This is a genomic window from Nocardioides nanhaiensis, from assembly GCF_039542785.1.
Lineage (GTDB): Bacteria > Actinomycetota > Actinomycetes > Propionibacteriales > Nocardioidaceae > Nocardioides > Nocardioides nanhaiensis.
Genome location: NZ_BAABIM010000002.1, coordinates 1,120,847 through 1,138,473 on the forward strand (window position 1 = coordinate 1,120,847; position 17,627 = coordinate 1,138,473).

At 74.6% G+C, this 17,627-nt stretch carries 13 protein-coding genes; 4 read left to right on the plus strand and 9 right to left on the minus strand.

Annotation, left to right across the window (positions count from 1 at the left end):
• Positions 1-3: 3 nt before the first annotated feature.
• On the minus strand, positions 4-2,811 hold the full coding sequence (locus tag ABD948_RS13515; RefSeq protein ID WP_425576597.1) for a DEAD/DEAH box helicase: 2,808 nt from the start codon (positions 2,809-2,811) through the stop codon (positions 4-6).
• Between the two features lie 210 nt (positions 2,812-3,021).
• Here ABD948_RS13515 and ABD948_RS13520 point away from each other — a divergent pair, with 210 nt between their 5' ends.
• Complete coding sequence (locus ABD948_RS13520; protein WP_345266609.1) at positions 3,022-4,650, plus strand: DHA2 family efflux MFS transporter permease subunit; 1,629 nt, start codon at positions 3,022-3,024, stop codon at positions 4,648-4,650.
• A 21-nt stretch (positions 4,651-4,671) separates the two neighbouring features.
• Here the strand turns inward: ABD948_RS13520 and ABD948_RS13525 are convergent, their stop codons facing one another.
• Positions 4,672-6,843, minus strand: coding sequence for a RecQ family ATP-dependent DNA helicase (locus ABD948_RS13525; protein WP_345266611.1), 2,172 nt, complete (start codon positions 6,841-6,843; stop codon positions 4,672-4,674).
• Positions 6,844-7,138: 295 nt separating this feature from the next.
• Here ABD948_RS13525 and ABD948_RS13530 point away from each other — a divergent pair, with 295 nt between their 5' ends.
• Positions 7,139-7,747, plus strand: a complete 609-nt coding sequence (locus tag ABD948_RS13530) for a calcium-binding protein (protein WP_345266613.1) — start codon at positions 7,139-7,141, stop codon at positions 7,745-7,747.
• A 68-nt stretch (positions 7,748-7,815) separates the two neighbouring features.
• On the opposite strand, the gene ABD948_RS13535 is transcribed toward ABD948_RS13530, so the two are convergent.
• The 6 genes from ABD948_RS13535 to ABD948_RS13560 form a co-directional block, all read right to left on the minus strand.
• Complete coding sequence (locus tag ABD948_RS13535; RefSeq protein ID WP_345266615.1) at positions 7,816-8,346, minus strand: hypothetical protein; 531 nt, start codon at positions 8,344-8,346, stop codon at positions 7,816-7,818.
• A 60-nt stretch (positions 8,347-8,406) separates the two neighbouring features.
• Complete coding sequence (locus tag ABD948_RS13540; protein ID WP_345266617.1) at positions 8,407-8,943, minus strand: hypothetical protein; 537 nt, start codon at positions 8,941-8,943, stop codon at positions 8,407-8,409.
• Positions 8,944-8,991: 48 nt separating this feature from the next.
• Entirely contained in the window at positions 8,992-10,716 is a 1,725-nt protein-coding gene (locus ABD948_RS13545; RefSeq protein WP_345266619.1) for a helix-turn-helix transcriptional regulator, read from the minus strand.
• Positions 10,717-10,745: 29 nt separating this feature from the next.
• Positions 10,746-11,579: a hypothetical protein gene (locus ABD948_RS13550; protein WP_345266621.1), complete on the minus strand. Its 834-nt coding sequence runs from the start codon at positions 11,577-11,579 to the stop codon at positions 10,746-10,748.
• Positions 11,580-11,685: 106 nt separating this feature from the next.
• Positions 11,686-13,650, minus strand: a complete 1,965-nt coding sequence (locus tag ABD948_RS13555; protein ID WP_345266623.1) for a M13 family metallopeptidase — start codon at positions 13,648-13,650, stop codon at positions 11,686-11,688.
• A gap of 66 nt (positions 13,651-13,716) precedes the next feature.
• Entirely contained in the window at positions 13,717-14,682 is a 966-nt protein-coding gene (locus ABD948_RS13560; protein WP_345266625.1) for an NADPH:quinone oxidoreductase family protein, read from the minus strand.
• Between the two features lie 114 nt (positions 14,683-14,796).
• On the opposite strand from ABD948_RS13560, the gene ABD948_RS13565 reads away from it, so the two are divergent.
• Together ABD948_RS13565 and ABD948_RS13570 are read left to right on the plus strand one after the other, a co-directional pair.
• Positions 14,797-15,351 carry a DinB family protein gene (locus ABD948_RS13565; protein WP_345266627.1) on the plus strand — a complete coding sequence of 185 codons (555 nt, stop codon included), beginning with the start codon at positions 14,797-14,799 and terminating at the stop codon, positions 15,349-15,351.
• Positions 15,352-15,387: 36 nt separating this feature from the next.
• Complete coding sequence (locus ABD948_RS13570) at positions 15,388-16,230, plus strand: alpha/beta hydrolase (RefSeq protein WP_345266629.1); 843 nt, start codon at positions 15,388-15,390, stop codon at positions 16,228-16,230.
• Between the two features lie 52 nt (positions 16,231-16,282).
• Here the strand turns inward: ABD948_RS13570 and ABD948_RS13575 are convergent, their stop codons facing one another.
• Positions 16,283-17,566, minus strand: coding sequence for a M15 family metallopeptidase (locus ABD948_RS13575; protein WP_345266631.1), 1,284 nt, complete (start codon positions 17,564-17,566; stop codon positions 16,283-16,285).
• Positions 17,567-17,627: the final 61 nt, after the last annotated feature.

The following is a 17,627-nucleotide window of genomic DNA, read 5'->3' on the forward strand; positions in this document are numbered from 1 at the left end:
CACTCACCCCGACTCGCCGGAGCCGGGACGTGCCGAGGGCCGGGCGGACGGACGCAGGGCCACGAGGTCGCGCAGCTCCTCGTTGCTGAGCTCGGTGAGCGCGGCCTCGCCGCGGCCCAGGACGGCGTCGGCCAGCGCCTGCTTGCGCGCCAGCAGCTGGGCGACCCGCTCCTCGACGGTGCCGCGGGTGACCAGGCGGTGCACCTGCACGGGCCGGGTCTGCCCGATCCGGTAGGCGCGGTCGGTGGCCTGCTCCTCGACCGCCGGGTTCCACCAGCGGTCCACGTGCACCACGTGGTCGGCCCGGGTGAGGTTGAGGCCGGTGCCGCCCGCCTTCAGCGAGAGCAGGAACACCGGCACCTCGCCGGCCTGGAAGCGCGCCACCATCTGCTCGCGCTCGCGCACCGGCGTGCCGCCGTGCAGCAGCTGGTGGGGCACGCCGGCGGCCGCCAGGTGGTCGACCAGCAGGCGCGCCATCGCCACGTACTGGGTGAAGACCAGCACGGCGCCGTCCTCGGCCAGGATCGTGGCCAGCAGCTCGTCGAGCAGCTCGAGCTTCTCGGAGCGACCGCGCAGCCGGACCGCACCGGACTGCCGCAGGAACTGGGCGGGGTGGTTGCAGATCTGCTTGAGCCCGGTGAGCAGCGCCAGCACCATGCCGCGGCGCGCGTCCTCGTCGGCGCGCTCGATGCGCTCCATCGTGTCGCGCACGAACGCCTCGTAGAGCACCACCTGCTCGCGCGTGAGCCCCAGCAGGTGGTCGGTCTCGGTCTTCGGCGGCAGCTCGGGGGCGATGCCGGGATCGGACTTGCGACGGCGCAGCAGGAACGGCCCGACCAGCTCGGCGAACTGTGCGGCCTTGGCCGGCTCCTTGCCCGACTCGATCGGCTGGGCCCACGCCTTGCGGAAGGCGTTGCGGCTGCCGAGCAGCCCCGGGATGCACCAGTCGAGGATCGCCCACAGCTCGACCAGCTCGTTCTCCACCGGGGTGCCGGTCAGGGCCACGCGCGCCCGCGAGGGGATGCGTCGCAGCATCCGCGCGGTGGAGGCACGCGGGTTCTTCACGTGCTGGGCCTCGTCGGCCACCACCAGGTCCCACGGCACCTGCGCCAGCGCCTCGACGTCGCGCCGCATGGTGCCGTAGGTGGTGAGGACGAACCCCCCGCTGCCCTCACCGACGCCGGCGAGGTCGCGGGCGCTGCCGTGGAAGCGGCGCACCGGGGTGCCGGGGGCGAACTTCTCGACCTCCGCCTCCCAGTTGCCCAGCAGGCTGGCCGGGCACACGACGAGCGTGGGGCCCGGCTCGCCTCCCTCGGCCCTCGCGAGCTCGGCCCGGTGCAGGTGCAGCGCGATCACCGTGACGGTCTTGCCCAGCCCCATGTCGTCGGCCAGGCAGGCGCCGAGCCCGAGCGCGGTGAGGTCGGCCAGCCAGGTGAGGCCATGGCGCTGGTACTCCCGCAGCTCGGCCCGCAGCGCCGCCGGCGGCGGCACCGGCTCGCGGGTGGCGGCGGCCAGCAGCTGCTCGCGCACCCGCAGCACCGAGGCCCCCACGACGACCGGCACCTCCTCCGCCTCCGCCGAGGGCCCGACCTCGACGACGCCGGTCAGTGCCGCGGCCACCGCCTGGGCCGGGGTGACCGTGCGCAGCAGTCGCTTGCGCGCCTTGCGGGCGAGCGCGGGGTCGACGACCGTCCAGCTGCCGCGCAGCTTGAGCACCGGCGAGGCGGCCGCCGCCAGCTGGTCCATCTCGGTCTGCGTGAGCGGCTCGCCGTGCAGCGCCAGCTGCCAGGTGAACCCGAAGATCGCCTCGGTGCCGAGCAGCGGGTCCTGCAGCGGCTCCTCGCGCACACCGGACGTGGGCCTCGGGCCACCCGGCGAGGGCCGACGCTCCAGGACCGCGGAGGCCGTCAGGTCGCGCCCCAGGCTGCGCGGCCACAGCACGTCGACGCCGCGCTCGCGCAGCGCCCCGACGCCGTGCTCGAGCAGGCCGGCGACCTCGTCGCCGTCGAGGGAGAGCTCGTCGGGCACCCGCAGCTCGAGCATCCGCTCCAGCACCGGCCACGCCTCGGCCGCCGCCCGCAGCGCGATGGCGGCGTGGGTGCGGGCACGCGGCCCGAACCCGTGCCCGCCCGGCTCCTCCGACCCGGTCTCGGCGAAGAGCTCGGCGGCGTCGCACACGTGCAGCGGGTCGCGCTCGTCGTGCACCTGCAGCACCACTCGCACCCCGCCCAGGCGCAAGTCCTCCTCCGCGGCCTCGACCCGCAACGAGATGCGCACCAGCTGCGGCAGCTCGTCCGGCGTGCCACCGGCCTCGGCGGCCTCGGCCGGGTCGGCGCGGTGACGGCGCAGCCGCGCGGCCAGCCGCTCCTGGAAGTCGGGCCGGGCGCCGGCGGCGTCGCGGGGCCGCGGGACGGGCGCCGCGGTGAGCGAGGAGGCCGCCGGGGTGGCCCGGGGCAGGGTGTCGACGACGGCCTCGAGCATCGCACGCACCACCCGCTCGGCGCCGGCGTCGTCGAGCTCGGCGGGGCGGCGCGCCTGCGCGAGCCGCAGCACCCGCTCCTGGTCGTGCGGGTGCAGCCGGCCGGTGCGCCACGAGTCGCCGTCGGCCGAGGGCTCGAAGCGGCCGCTGGCCACCACCTGCAGCGCCAGCAGGGCGCTGCCCGCCAGCAGGGCCACGCTGGGGTGCTGCTGCTCGGCCGCCGTGGCCCGGGCACGGGTCAGCACCGGGATCGCCGCGCGCACCGGCAGCTCGACCGAGCGCCGGCCGCGCTCGCCGTCGGTGAAGACGACGACCGACTCGCGCGGGGGCATGGCCGGGCGCAGCGTGGCGGGGCCGGTCAGCGGCACGAAGCTCAACCCGACCCCCTCCTGGCGACTCCACCGTCTCCTCCGACGGCGAGCACCCGACGGTAACGACCGGCACCGACAACCGCCCACCGGCGTCGTCGAGTGGTCGATCCCACGCTCCGCAGCGACCAAAGTCGGATGACTCGAGCAACCATCGGCGCCTAGCCTTCCCCGGTGAGCACCCCGACCCGCCCCGTGGACCCCACGCCCGAGCCCGGCTCGCCCGCCGGCGCCGGCTCCGACAAGCTCGACCGCGCCACCTTGATGGTCGCCGGCGTCGTCGTCCTCGGCGCCATCATGTCGATCCTCGACATCACCGTCGTCAGCGTCGCCCAGCAGGAGTTCCAGCGCGACTTCTCCGCCACGCCCGCGCAGACCGCGTGGACGATGACGGGCTACACCCTGGCGCTGGCCACCGTGATCCCGCTCAGCGGCTGGGCCGCCGACCGGTTCGGCACCAAGCGCCTCTACATGCTGGCGCTGGTGCTGTTCACCGCCGGCTCCGTGCTCTGCGCGGCCGCCGACAGCGTCCAGACGCTCACCGCTTTCCGCGTGGTCCAGGGCCTCGGCGGCGGCATGCTGATGCCGCTGGGCATGACGATCATGACCCGCGCCGCCGGGCCCGAGCGAGTGGGCCGCGTGATGGCGGTGCTCGGTGTTCCGATGCTGCTCGGCCCGATCTTCGGCCCGATCCTCGGCGGCTGGCTGATCGACATCGCCAGCTGGCACTGGATCTTCCTGATCAACCTGCCCATCGGCGTCGCCGCGCTGGTCTACGCCGCCGTCGTGCTGCCCCCGGACCGGGTCAGCCCCTCGGAGACCTTCGACTTCGTCGGCATGCTGCTGCTCTCGCCGGGCCTGGCGCTGTTCCTCTACGGCGTCTCCAGCATCCCCGAGGAGGGCACCGTGTGGGCGGCCAAGGTGCTCGCCACCGCGGCTGTCGGGCTGGTGCTGATCGTCGCGTTCGTGCTGCGCACCCTGCTCGCTGCGCCGGAGCACCCACTGATGGACCTGCACCTGTTCCGCAACCGCAACCTGACGGTCGCGGTGCTGGCGATGTCGCTGTTCGCCATCGCGTTCTTCGGCGCCAGCCTGCTGTTCCCCCAGTACTTCCTGCTGATCCGCGACGAGACGACGCTCTCGGCCGGCCTGCTGCTGGCGCCCCAGGGCATCGGCGCGATGCTCACCATGCCGATCGCCGGCGTGCTCACCGACAAGATCGGCCCCGGCAAGATCGTGATGGCCGGCATCGGTCTGATCGTCGTCGGCATGGGGATGTTCACCCGGGTGGGCGTCGGCGCCGGCGCGATCTCGGTGGACACCTCCTCGGCCGGCGCGATGGTGGCCACGGCCACCGAGCCCTCGACGCTCTACCTGCTGGCCGCGCTGTTCGTGATGGGTCTGGGCATGGGCGGCACGATGATGCCGATCATGACCTCGGCGCTGGCCAGCCTGGCCGACGCCGAGATCGCCCGCGGCTCGACGCTGATGAACATCACCCAGCAGGTGGCTGCCTCGATCGGCACCGCGCTGTTCTCGGTGCTGCTCACCAACGGCTTCAACCGCAGCGCCGAGGCCGAGGCGATGCGCCAGAGCCTCGAGGGCGACCCGAGCGGCCTGCCCCAGGACCCCGCGCAGATGGGCGACTTCGTGGCCTCCGCGCTGGCCGGCATGTCACAGTCCTTCGGCGACGCCTTCTGGGTGGGCACCGCACTCGTGGCGCTGTGCCTGGTGCCGGCGTTCTTCCTGCCGCGCCGCAAGATCACGCGGGAGATCGACCCGGCCCTGGTGGCGGGTCACTGAGCCGGTCGGCGGGCCGACCGCTCAGGCGCGGGTGGCCAGCGCCAGCGGCAGCACCTGGTCGGCGCCGGCCTCGGTGAGGTCGTGGGCGGCCAGGGTGAGGGTCCAGCCCGAGGCCACGAGGTCGTCGACCAGCAGCACGGAGGCGCCCTCGGGCAACGGCTCGTCGAGCTGCAGGGCGTGACGACGGCGCACGGCGGCGATCCGCTGGGGTGAGTTGGTGGCGCCGCGGCCGGGCGCGACGCCCGGGTCGACGACGGCGAAGCGCCCCGCCACCGGCACCTGCAGGTAGCGCGAGAGCCCGGCGGCGAGGTCGGCCACCAGGGTGGGTCGGCGCACCGACTCCACGTGCACGATCGCCGAGACGCGCGGCTGCCACTCCTGGAGCACCTCGACGACCGCGCGCACCAGGCCGACGGGCACGGTGGCGTCGGGGGTGAGCGGGGTGCCCTCGCCGTCCTCGCGGAACAGGTCGCGCAGGGCGGTGCCGTAGCCCAGGTCGGTGAGTCGGGCGACCACGCGCCCCTCCTGCGCCGGCGTGCGGATCTTGCCCTTGAGGCTGACGCCGAGCTCGCCCAACGCGGTGGGCCACTGGCGCCGGGGCTCGACGGGCACGCCGGGGCGGGAGAGCCGCTGCTCGGCTGCCTCGACCGACTCCGCGGAGACCTCGCCGGGCAGCTCCAGGCCGCCGCAGCTGTCGCAGCGCCCACAGGGCTGCGCCTCGGGGTCGTCGAGCTGCTCGCGCAGGAAGAGCATCCGGCAGCGGTCGGTGGAGAGGTACTCGAGCATGGCGCTCTGCTCGCGCTCGCGGGCCTCGCGCAGGCGTGCGTAGCGCTCGGCGTCATAGACCCACGGCTGCCCGGTGGCCTCCCAGCCGCCGCGCACCCGGCGCACCGCGCCGTCGACGTCGAGCACCTTGAGCATCGTCTCGAGCCGGGTGCGGTTGAGCTCCACGTGGGTCTCGAGCGCCGCGGTGCTCATCACCCGCCCGGAGGACTCCAGCGCCTCGAGGGTCTGGCGCACCAGCTCCTCGCGCGGGAAGCCGACCGAGGCGAAGTAGGCCCAGATGTCGCGGTCCTCGGTCGCGGGCAGCAGGACCACGGTGGCGCTCTGGCCCGGCGGCAGACCGCGACCGGCGCGGCCGACCTGCTGGTAGTAGGCCACCGGCGAGGAGGGTGCCCCGAGGTTCACGACGAAGCCGAGCGCGGCGTCGAAGCCCATCCCCAGCGCGCTGGTGGCCACCAGGGCCTTGACCCGCCCGGCGGCAAGGTCCTCCTCGAGGCGCAGCCGCTCGGTCTGCTCGGTCTGGCCGGAGTAGGCGGCGACGTCGAGCCCGCGCGAGCGCAGGTAGTCGGCCACCTCCTGGGTGGCGGCCACGGTGAGGCAGTAAACGATGCCGGAGCCGGGTTGCTCGGTGAGGTGGTCGGCCAGCCAGGCGAGCCGCTGCTGGGCGGTGCTCAGCCGCACCACGCCGAGCCGCAGCGACTCCCGGTCGAGCGAGCCGCGCAGCACCAGCGCCTCGTGGCCCAGCTGCTCGGCGACGTCGGCGGTGACCCGCGCGTTGGCGGTGGCGGTGGTGGCCAGCACCGGGATGCCCGTGGGCAGCTCGTCCAGCAGTGTGGCGATGCGGCGGTAGTCGGGACGGAAGTCGTGCCCCCAGTCGGAGATGCAGTGCGCCTCGTCGACGACGAGCAGGCCGCAGGTGGCGGCCAGGCGGGGCAGCACCTCGTCGCGGAACCCGGGGTTGTTGAGCCGCTCGGGGCTGACCAGCAGCACGTCGACCTGACCGCCGGCGATCGCCGCGTGCGCCTGCTCCCACTGCTCGAGGTTGGTGGAGTTGATGGTGACCGCGCGGATGCCGGCGCGCTCGGCCGCCGCGATCTGGTTGCGCATCAAGGCCAGCAGGGGGCTGACGATGACGGTGGGGCCGGCGCCGCGGGCGCGCAGCAGCAGCGTGGCCACGAAGTACACCGCCGACTTGCCCCACCCGGTGCGCTGGACGACGAGGGCGCGGCGCCGGTGCGCCACCAGCGCCTCGATGGCCACCCACTGGTCGTCGCGCAGCACCGCCTCCTCGCGGCCGACCAGCGCGCGCAGGTGCCGCTCGGCCTCCTCGCGCGCGACCTCGACCGCCGGGGCGTCGGTCGTGGCGTCGGCGGTGACCGTGGGATCGGCGGGACCGGCGGGATCGGGCATGCGCTCTGTCTACCAGCGGCCACCGACGGACGGCGCCGGCCCTCCGCAGGGACGGTGCGCCGGGGAGGCGTGGTGGGTCCGGAGGTTCCGTTGTGACTGTTGTGGTGAATGGGGCGCACGGGAGGCGGGGCGATCCCACGACCACGTGAGAACGCGGAACTCACCGATCGATACTTCGGCCGAGAAGTTGGGCGACTGCCCCCTGGCAACCTCTCGACGATGGGAGCGAACCACCAGGCACCCCCGCGCGTCCTACTCGTGAGCGCACCTCGGCGCACCCTCGGGAAGGAAACCCATGACCCCTCGCACGCACCTGGCCACCCACCGCTCGTTGCTCCCCCGCACCCTGGGCGCCGCCGCCGTCGCCGCGGCCGCGGTGGCGGCCGTGCTCACCGGCCAGGCCCCCACCGACGCCGCGACCAGCGCACCGAGCGCCGCGGCCGCCCCCACGTGCTTCGGCGAGACCGCGACGATCCGGGGCACCGGACTCCTGCGCGGCACCCCCGGCGACGACGTGATCGTCGCCGGCGACGCCGGCACCGAGGTGCAGGCCGGCGGCGGCGACGACCGCATCTGCGGCGCCTTCATCGTCTACGGCGGCACCGGCGACGACCGGATCGCCTTCTTCCGCACCGGCTACGCCGAGGCCGAGCTGCGCGGCCAGGCGGGGCGCGACCGGATCTACAGCAGCACGACCTTCGCCTACCTCTACGGCGGGCAGGACGACGACGTGCTGGTGGGCGGGGGCGGCGAGCAGTGGGTCCTCGGCGAGGGCGGCAACGACCGACTCGTCGGCGGCCGCGGTCCCGACCACCTGCTCGGCGGCACGGGCCGTGACCGCGCCGACGGCGGCGCCGGCCGCGACGACTGCGACGCCGAGCTGCGCCGGGCCTGCGAGGGCTGAGCGCAGGCCCGCGTCAGGCCCGCGTCAGGCCCGAGTCAGGCCGGCGTCGGGCCCGCGCAAGGAGCCGGTCAGGCAGCGGGCCCGCGCCGGCGCACGTCGTCCACCGACTCCATGGCGGTGCGCAGCTCGGCGAGCCAGTCGCCCTCGTGCTGGCCCACCAGGCGCACGCACCACCCGAGGGCGTCCGAGCGCGAGCGCGCGACGCCGGCGTCCACCAGGGTGTCGAGCACCTGCCGCTGCGGCTGGCGCAGCCGGGTCATCACCGGCGCGGCGACGTGGGTCCACAGCTCGGTGTGCGCCTGCTCCCCCTCCCCGACGCGGACCCCCCACGAAACCGTGCGCTCGAAGCGGTGCTGCGCCTCGCGGGCGATCTCCATGCGCTGCTCGCGGGTCTCCTCGCGCACGGCCTTCGCGCGGCCGGCACGGGCCTCGGCCAGGGCGGCCTCGCCGGCCCCGGCCAGCTCGACGTCGGCCACGGAGAGCAGGACCGTGACCTCCTCGCGGTCGACGGTGGTGACGACGGGGGTGTGCTGCCACGCGGCGGGCAGCCGGCCCGCGAACCAGCCGTGCACCCGCTCGTGAATGGTCTCCTCGGTCATGCTTACATGATTACACACTTGCACAACTGTCAGGCGCTGCACCGATGGACGGATGCCGGCCTACTCGTCGACGGCGATCGTGATGCAGTAGACGCCCAGGGTCGCGGTCGCGCCGTCGGTGGTCGTGCGCGTGAGGGTCAGCAGGCCAGGGCGCCCGTCGGCCTCCGAGGTGAAGACGCTGTCGACCGTGGTGACCTCGCCGCCCTCGCCCTCGAGGAACCCGCCCGACATCGGGAAGGCCTGGCCGTCCTCGACGTAGCTCAGGTCGTAGCCGTAGGCGGGACTCTGCGCCTCGTCGTAGCCCGAGTCGACGAACGTCAGCTGGTTCTCGCCGTCCCCGAACACCGCGCCCTCCTCCGGTGCCGTGGTCACCGCGGGGTCGCTGAACAGCTCGTAGCCCTCCGTCGACACCTCGCAGTCACCGCCGCCCGACCCGGCACCCGACCCGCCCGAGCCTCCGTCGGACCCACCGCCGCCGGTCTCCTCCTCTCCTCCACCGCCGCACGCGGTCAGGGTCAACCAGGCGACCAGCACCGCGGGCAGCGCCACCACCGCCCGGGAGCGTGGACGGCGTCGCGGGGCGAGGTCGGGGCGCATGCCACCAGTGCAGCGCCCCGCGCCCGGGCGCGACAGTGGCAGGACGGCTTATTCGCCGCTCACCCCGGTGGGGGGAGCCCCGGGCCGCCAGCGCCCCGAGACGACCGCGTGCGCGACCGCCGTCCGGCCGTGCAGGCCCCAGCGGGCGGCGACGTCGCCCAGGTGCTTGCGCACCGTCCGCACGCTGATGCCGAGCGCGGCGGCCACCGCCTCGTCCGGGAGTCCGCGCGCCACCAGCACCGCCACCTCCGCCTGACGCGCGGTGAGCGGACCCAGCGGCGCTGCCTGGACCGCACCGCCCGCGGCGCCGGCGGGCACCACCGCGGTGTCACCAGGCGCCGCATCGCCCGCCCGCCCGGGCAGCTCCGCGCGCGTGGCGACGCCGAAGGCCGCCAGGACGCGGGAGACGTGGGCGCGCACCGTGTGCGGCGAGAGGTGCAGCCGTCCGGCGACCTCGCGGTTGGTGGCACCGGCCACCACCAGGCGCGCCACCTCGGTCTCGCGCGGGGAGAGGCTCGACCAGCCGCTGCCGGCCAGCGGCGCCAGGCGCCGTCCGAGCGGGCGCAGCTCGCGAGCAGCGGAGCGACGCGCCGCCCGCAGGCCGGTGCCCTCGGCGTCGTCGACCAGCGCCTGGAGCGCGTGCACCGCATCCGCCCGCACACCCGACCCACCACGCAGCCGGGCGCGCCCCAGCACGATGCCGCCCTCGGCCGCCTCGACCCGGCGATCGGCCCGCTGCGCCCGGGCGACGGCCTCCTCCGCGGCCACCACCGCCTCCTCGACGCGACCGGCCAGCAGCGCCACCCGGCTGACGGCGCGCAGCACCGTGGAGTCGGCGATGGGGCTGGCGAGCAGCGGCAGCAGCTGGACCAGCCACGCCTCCGCCGCGTCGAGGTCCTCGGCGTCCGCCGCGAGGGCCACCAGCATCTCCAGCCCCAGCGCCCGGTCGACGACGTCGAGCCGCGACAGCGCGGCGTCGCCGCCGGCGAGCAGGACCCGACGGGCGGCCGCCGTGACCTCGCCGAGCGCGATCAGCCCGAACGCGACGAGCATCTGGCAGCCGGCGACCACCAGGTCGCCCTGCGGCGGGTCGGGCAGCAGCGCGTCGACCTTGGCCACCAGGCGGCGCACCTGCGCCGGCTGCAGGGCGTTGCCCAGCACCAGGCAGCGCGTGGCGGCCACCAGGGCAGCCACGCGGGGGTGCTCGGGCGGCGTGATCGCCGCGAGCAGGCGCTCGGCGAGATCCACCTCGCCCCGGAAGGCCGCCAGGCGCGCACGGCACAGCTGCACCACGGGGTCGAAGGCCTCGGCACCGGGCAGCAGCGGTGCCTGCCAGAGCCGCTCGCCACACCGCTCGGCGAGGGCCTGGGCGAGGTCGAGCCGCGCGTGGGCCAGCGCTCCCTCGACCAACAGGTAGGCGGCGGTGCGCTGCACCGCGTCCCCGACGTCGGGCACGGCGCCGGACAGGTCGCCGGACAGGTCGCCGAGCAGGTCGCCGGACCGACCGTCCGGCGGGCCCTGCAGCACGGCGAGCGCGTCGGCGGAGCCGGACGTGGGGTCGGCCGCGGCGGTCCACAGCGTCACGGCCGCGCGCAGCCACCGCGCACCGGCGTCGTCGACCGCCGGCGCGGGTGTCGCGGCCAGCGCCCGGTGCGCCTCCTCCCAGCAGCCCGACCACACGAGCGCGAGCGCCTGCAGGACGCCGGCGAAGGCCGCCTCCTGCTCCCCGGGGGCGGTCGGCGCGGGCGCGCCCGTGACGACGGCGCTGAGCACCGTCGCCAGGTCGCGCTCGCGCCGGGCGCTCAGCAGGCGCCCTCGTGGGTGGTCCGCGCGAGGCGCGGCGCGTCGATGGGCAGGGCGTTCTCGCGGTCCAGCAGGAAGTAGCGCAGCCAGTCCATCTGCATCCGGCTCGGGTTCATCCGCGTCGCCTCCGGCGCGAGCATGGAGAACCGCACCGTCAGCGGCACGCCCGAGAGCGCGGCGGCGCGGCGGTCGCGGCGCACCGCGTGGGCGTCGACGAACCAGGTGACGCTGCGGTCGGTCACCTCGACGCCGAAGGTGTGCCACTGCCCGTCGGTCAGGTCGAGCGCCTCCGAGGCGCCGAGCTCGAGGTCGGGCAGGTTGCGCACCCAGAAGTCGGCGTCGCTGTCGCCGAAGGTGTAGCTGACCAGCCCGACGTCCTGGGCGCCGCAGTGCTGCTCGCGCTTGCCGGCGGGCACCAGCTCGGTGCGCACGGTGAAGGGAGTGGCACCGGTGGAGAACTGCTTGCTGCGCAGCCGGATCTCCCACCGCCCGGTGGCGTGGCCGCGCACCCGGCGGATGGCGGTGACCGTGCCGGCGCCGGTGGTGTTCAGGGTCAGCATCCCGTGCTGGGCGCGCACGAGCCCGGGACCCTCGACGCGGTAGGGCCCGCGTCGTCCGTCCTCCCACTCGTCCTGCCAGGTGGGGCGACCCCACTTGTAGGTGCTCTGGGCGTTGACCGGGCCGGGCGGGTCGGCGTGGTGGACCAGGGTCGTCCGCCCGAGCTCGGGCGGGCCGGGGTCGAGGAGCACGGTGAGGCCGAGGAGGGTCGCGACGACGGTCAGCGCGGCGGGGGTCCGCGCCGGCCGCCGCACCCGGGGGGAGGTGGGGGTCACCGCGGCAACCTACGCCGATCGCGCGCGGAGCCGGCCCGGATCGTGGCGACGCCGTCCGAACGGAGCCGGGGGATGACCCGGACGGGTCACCCCCGGTCGTCCGTGGTCACCAGATGCGGACCCGCGCCTCGGGGTCGAGCCACAGGCCGTCACCCTCGCGGGTGCCGAAGACCTCGTGGAACTCGTCGAGGTTGCGCACGATGTTGGCGCGGAACTCGGCGGGGCTGTGCGGGTCGATGGTGAGCAGCTGCAGCTCCTGCTCCTTGCGGCGCTTGGTGCGCCAGATGTTGCCGAAGGAGAGGAAGAGCCGGCGGCGCTCGTCCTCGTCGGCCTCGCCGCCGCGCGAGATCAGGTAGGCGGTGTGGGCGATGGTGATGCCGCCGAGGTCGCCGATGTTCTCGCCCACGGTGAGCGAGCCGTTGACCCGCTCGCCGGGCAGGGTGCGGGGCTCGAAGCCGTCGTACTGCTCGATCAGGGCACGGGACTTGACCTCGAAGGCGGCCTTGTCGTCGGCGGTCCACCAGTCGTTGAGGTTGCCCTGCCCGTCGTACTGGGCGCCCTGGTCGTCGAAGCCGTGGCCGATCTCGTGGCCGATGACCGACCCGATGCCGCCGTAGTTCTCGGCCGGCTCGGCGTCGACGCTGAAGAAGGGCGGCTGCAGGATGCCGGCGGGGAAGCAGATCTCGTTGGTGCCCGGGTTGTAGTAGGCGTTCACGGTCTGCGGCAGCATGAACCACTCGTCACGGTCGACAGGCGCGCCGATCTTGCGCAGCTGGCGGTCGGTCTCGAACGCCGAAGCCGCGGCGACGTTGCCGAGCAGGTCGTCGGAGCGCACCTGCAGCGCCGAGTAGTCGCGGAAGCGGTCGGGGTAGCCGATCTTGGGCCGGAAGATGGCGAGCTTCTCGTAGGCGCGCTGCTTGGTCTCCTCGGTCATCCAGTCCAACCGCGAGATGGACTGGCGGTAGGCCTCGAGCAGGTTGGCGACCAGCTCGTCCATCTGGGCCTTGGCCTGCGGCGGGAAGTGGCGCGCCACGTACTCGCGGCCCACGGCCTCGCCGAGCGCGCCCTCCACCAGGGTGATGCCGCGCTTCCAGCGGGCGCGCAGCTCGGGGGTGCCGTTGAGGGTGCGGCCGTAGAAGTCGAAGTTGGCCTCCACGAAGTCGTCGGTGAGGTAGGCGGCGCTCGAGCGCAGCACGTGCGCGAGCAGCCACACCTTCCAGTCCTCGATGCCGACCTGGCGGAGCACGCCCGAGAGGTGCTCGAAGTAGGAGGGCTGGCGCACGATCACCTCGCCGAGCACCTGCTCGACGTCGATGTCGGCGGCGCTCGCACCCAGGTTGGTGATGTAGGCGTTCCAGTCGAACGCCGGGCACAGCGCCTCGAGCTCGGCACCGGTGAGCAGGTTGTAGGTCCTCTGCACGTCGCGGGTCTCGGCGCGCTCCCAGTGGCCCTCGGCCAGGCGGGTGTCGATCATCAGCACCGTGGCCGCGGCGGCCTGCGGGTCGGTCTGCCCGGCCAGCTCGAAGAGGCGGGCCAGGTAGCCCACGTAGGCACCGCGGGTCTCCTCGAACTTGGGCTCGCGGTAGTAGCTCTCGTCGGGCAGGCCCAGGCCGCCCTGGCCCAGGTGGAAGAGGTAGCGGTCGGAGTCGCGGGCGTCGGTGTCGACGTAGGAGCCGAACAGGCCGTAGCCGCCGATGCGCTCGAACTCGCCGAGGAACGCCGCCAGGTCGCGCACGTCGCGCAGCGCCTCGACGGCGGCGAGCAGCGGCGCGATCGGGCGGGTGCCGGCGGCGTCGACGGCCGCGGTGTCCATGAAGGAGGCGAAGAGGTCGCCGATCTTGCGGGCGTCCTCGCCGTGCTCGGCGTCGATCCGGCCGGCGGCGCAGTCCTCCACGATCTCGCGCACGTGGGCCTCGGCCGCCTCGGCCAGCAGCACGAACGAGCCCCAGGCCGAGCGGTCCTCGGGGATCTCGGTCTCGGCCAGCCAGCGGCCGTTCACGTGGCCGAACAGGTCGTCCTGCGGCCGGATGTCGGGGTCCATGCCCGCGCGGGCGTCGTCGAGGATGCTCACCCGACCGAGCGTAGAGGAGCCCCGTGCGGGGGCCGGGGGCGCCGTCAGTCGCGGGTCGGTCGCGGGTCAGTCGCGGATGCGGACGACGGACTTGCCCAGCGTGCGGCGCCGGTCCATGTCGACCAGTGCCCTGCCGAACTCCTCCATGGCGTAGGTGGCGCCGATGGGGGGCTTGACGACGCCGCTGGCCATCATCGGCACGAGCGCCTCCCACTGCTGGTGCATGTAGCCGGGGCGCGCCATCGCGTAGGCGCCCCAGCCGACGCCGCGCACGTCCACGTTGTTGAGCAGCAGCCGGTTGACCTTGACCTCGGGGATGCCCTGGCCGGCGGCGAAGCCGACCACGAGCAGGCGGCCCTGGGTGGCCAGGCAGCGCAGCGAGTCGGTGAAGGCGTCGCCGCCGACGACGTCGAGCACGACGTCGACGCCCTGGCCGCCGGTGAGCTCCTTGACGGCGTCCTTGAAGCCCTCGAGCAGCACGACCTCGTCGGCTCCGGCGGCGCGGGCCACCTCGCCCTTCTGCTCGGTGCTGACCACGGCGATCGTGCGCGCGCCCATGCCGCGTGCGACCTGGATCGTGGCGGTGCCGACGCCACCCGCGGCGCCGTGCACGAGCACGGTCTCACCGACGCCGAGCCCGGCGCGCTCGGCGAGCGCGAACTGCGCGGTGAGGTAGTTCATCGGCAGGGCGGCGCCCTCGTCGAAGGAGAGCTCGTCGGGGAGCGCGAAGACGGCGTCGGCCGGCAGCACGGCCAGCTCCTGGGCGCCACCCCACCCGGCCACCGCAGCGACCCGCTGCCCCGGCTCGAAGCCCTCGCCGCTCACCACGGTGCCGGCGACGTCGACACCCAGGGAGAACGGCGGCTCGGGCTTCATCTGGTACTCGCCGCGGCTCAGCAGCAGGTCGGGGAACGAGACGCCGACGCTGTGCACCTCCACCAGCACCTCGCCCGCCCCGGCGGTGGGCTCGGGGACGTCGGTGACCTGGAGGTCGTCGGGGCCGGTGGTGGTGAGGACCTGGACTGCGCGCATGCGGGCACGGTAGCGGCCACTGCCGAGCCGCCGTCGGCGGCCACGGCGCGACGTCGTCGAGATGGATGTCGATTGAGGCCGGTAACCGACCGCAGCGGCCGCGACGATCGACCCATGACGACCCACGACCAGACCGACACCCGCACCGACGACATCGACCAGGAGCGCCGCGACCTGCTGGAGAGCCTGCACACCCAGCGCTTCTTCCTGCGCCACACCGTGGCCGGCCTCAGCGACGACCAGGCGCGTCAGCGCACCACCGTCAGCGAGCTGACGCTCGGCGGGCTGGTCAAGCACGTGATGCTCACCGAGGCGGGGTGGCTCGACTTCGCTGAGCACGGTGCGCCGGAGGGCTTCTCCACCGACGGTGGCGAGGGCCCCAGCGAGGAGCAGCTGGCCGCGCGCGCCGCGGAGTTCACCCTGCTGCCCGAGGAGACGCTGGCCGGGGTGCTGGCGCAGTACGAGGAGGTGGCCGCGCGCGCCGACCGCCTGGTGGCGACCCTCGACCTCGACCACGCCTGGCCGCTGCCGCCCGCCCCGTGGTTCGAGCCCGGCGGCACCCGCAGCGTGCGCCGCGTGATCACCCACGTCGTCGGCGAGACCGCCCAGCACGCCGGCCACGCCGACATCCTGCGCGAGGCCCTCGACGGTCAGAAGACGATGGGCTGACCCGTCCGGTGGGGCGTCGGCGCCGAACCACCCGGCGTGCGACGCCCCACCGACCTGCTCTCCGCCGCGCTGATGCACGCCACCGCGCGTTTCACCGTGCGCTACGGCGAGGAGCTGCGGTTCGCCGGCACCGACCTGCCGGCGCCGCGACGCCACCGGGTGCCCACCCGGCACGGCCGGATCCCGGTGCACGTCTACGGCGACCTGGGGGCCCCGAGCGTCGTCCACTTCCACGGCGGAGCGTGGCTGATGCGCCATCCCGCGATGGACGACTTCTGGTGCCGCTACCTGGCGGCCGAGGCCGGGTGCGCCGTCGTCAACGTCGACTTCCGCACCGCGCCCTACGTCACCTACCCGGTGGCGCAGGAGCAGTGCCACGACGCCGCCGCGTGGGTCGCGGAGCAGGGCGGTCCCGTGGCCGTCAGCGGGCTCTCCTCCGGCGGCGGCAACGCGGCCGCGACCTGCCTGCAGGCGCGCGACCTGGGCAGCTTCACCCCCGTGCTGCAGGTGCTGGGCGTGCCCGCGCTCGACCTCGCCTCCGACCTGCCCACCGGCCCGGGCATGATCTCGCCGCAGCTGCGCGCCCTGGTGCGGCGCGTGTACTTCCCCGACGCCGCCCGCCGCTCGGAGCCCTACGCCTCCCCCGTGCTCGCGCCGGACCTCACCGGCCTACCGCCCGCGGTCGTGATGGTCGCCGAGCGCGACACCCTGCGACCCGACGGCGAGCGCTACGCGGCCCGGCTGCGCGAGGCCGGCGTCCCCGTGACCCTGCACCTGACCCCCGGCGCCGACCACTACTGGCTCTCCCACGACCTGGCGCTCGCCCGGGAGACGATGGCGATGGTCGCCGGCGAGGTGCGCCGGGCGCTCGGCACCTGAGATCGCCTCGGACCGGATCTTCCTGAGCAGCGCGATCGCGTCGGCCAGGAGGTCAGCCGGGGTTGACGATCCGGCTCAGCTCGAAGTGCATGGGGTCGGTGTAGCTCCAGTCGCCGCCCCAGGCGAAGCCCCACTTCTTGAAGATCGCGACGACGCCCCGGTCCATCTCGCCCACCGTGCCGCGCAGGTTGCCGGGCACGTTCATGTCGAGGGCGAGGCCGAAGGAGTGGTTGGAGAGCGAGGTGGAGCCGGCGATGAAGCGCGGGTAGTAGCAGCCGGCGTACTCGTCGGGGTTGATCTCGTCGGCCAGCCCGGTGGTCACGATCTCCTGCAGAGCGGCCTTCAGCTGCGGCATCAGGTACCTGTTGCAGGTCACCTGGCCCAGGATCGGGACGGTCTCGGTGACGATGTGCTCGCGCACCCATGAGGCGGCCGGCTCGATGCGGCCGCCGCCGGTGGGCGTGTAGGTGAAGGTGCCGACGGCGTCGGCGAAGGTGCCCACGGGCACGACGGTCTGGAACACGTCGGGGTCGAGCCCCCGCCGGCTGGCGATGTCGAGCATCTGCGGCGCGAGGTCGGAGCCGATGGCCTCCTGCACCTCCTCGCGCACCGCCTGCGGGGTGCCGGTGCCGGTGGAGACGAGCAGCGCGTTGGTCTCCGGGATGCCGAGCTTCTCACCCCACTTGGCGTTGGCGACCAGCTCGATCGTGGGGATCTGCGGGGCGTAGGCGCCCACGTGGATGATGGGGTCCTCGCCGTCGGTGCCCAGGCGGACGAACTCCTCGGCGTTGATCGGCAGCCGACGCTGGACGGCGGGCAGCACGCCCAGCTCACCGCCCGCGACCCGCTCCCAGATCTCGTCGTTGGTGGCGGCCTCGGCGCTGACGAAGCGGCGGTAGGTGCCGGGGTCGACGATCGCGAGGTCGTAGACCCGGCTCTCGACGACGACCTGACCGACCCCGATCGGCAGCACCTCGGCGACGCCGTCGATCTCGGCGATCCGCGTGATCACCTCGGGGTCGAGCGAGGCGTCGCTCGCGATCAGGATGTCGGGGTTGGCCGTGGGCGCGCGGAAGGGTGCGGGCGGATCGACGGCCATCGCGGGGTCGATGGTCGTGCCGGGTGGGATGGCGGTGGCCGAGGGGTCGTCGGGCAGGGCGGTGGCGGCGCCGTCGCCCACGGGGCTGGCGCTGGGATCATCTGTCCCCGGCTGCTGCCCGGACGCCGAGCCGTCGGCGCCGGGGTCCTCGCCCTCGCGGGCGCCGGGCTGGCACGCGGCGCCGGCCACGACCAGCGCCGTGAGGGCGACCGAGGCCCACGCGCGACGGATGCGCACCGCCACCACCCCCGCTCCCTCGCGCCGCTGCTGCTCGTCTCGGACCCGCAGCCCGACCCGC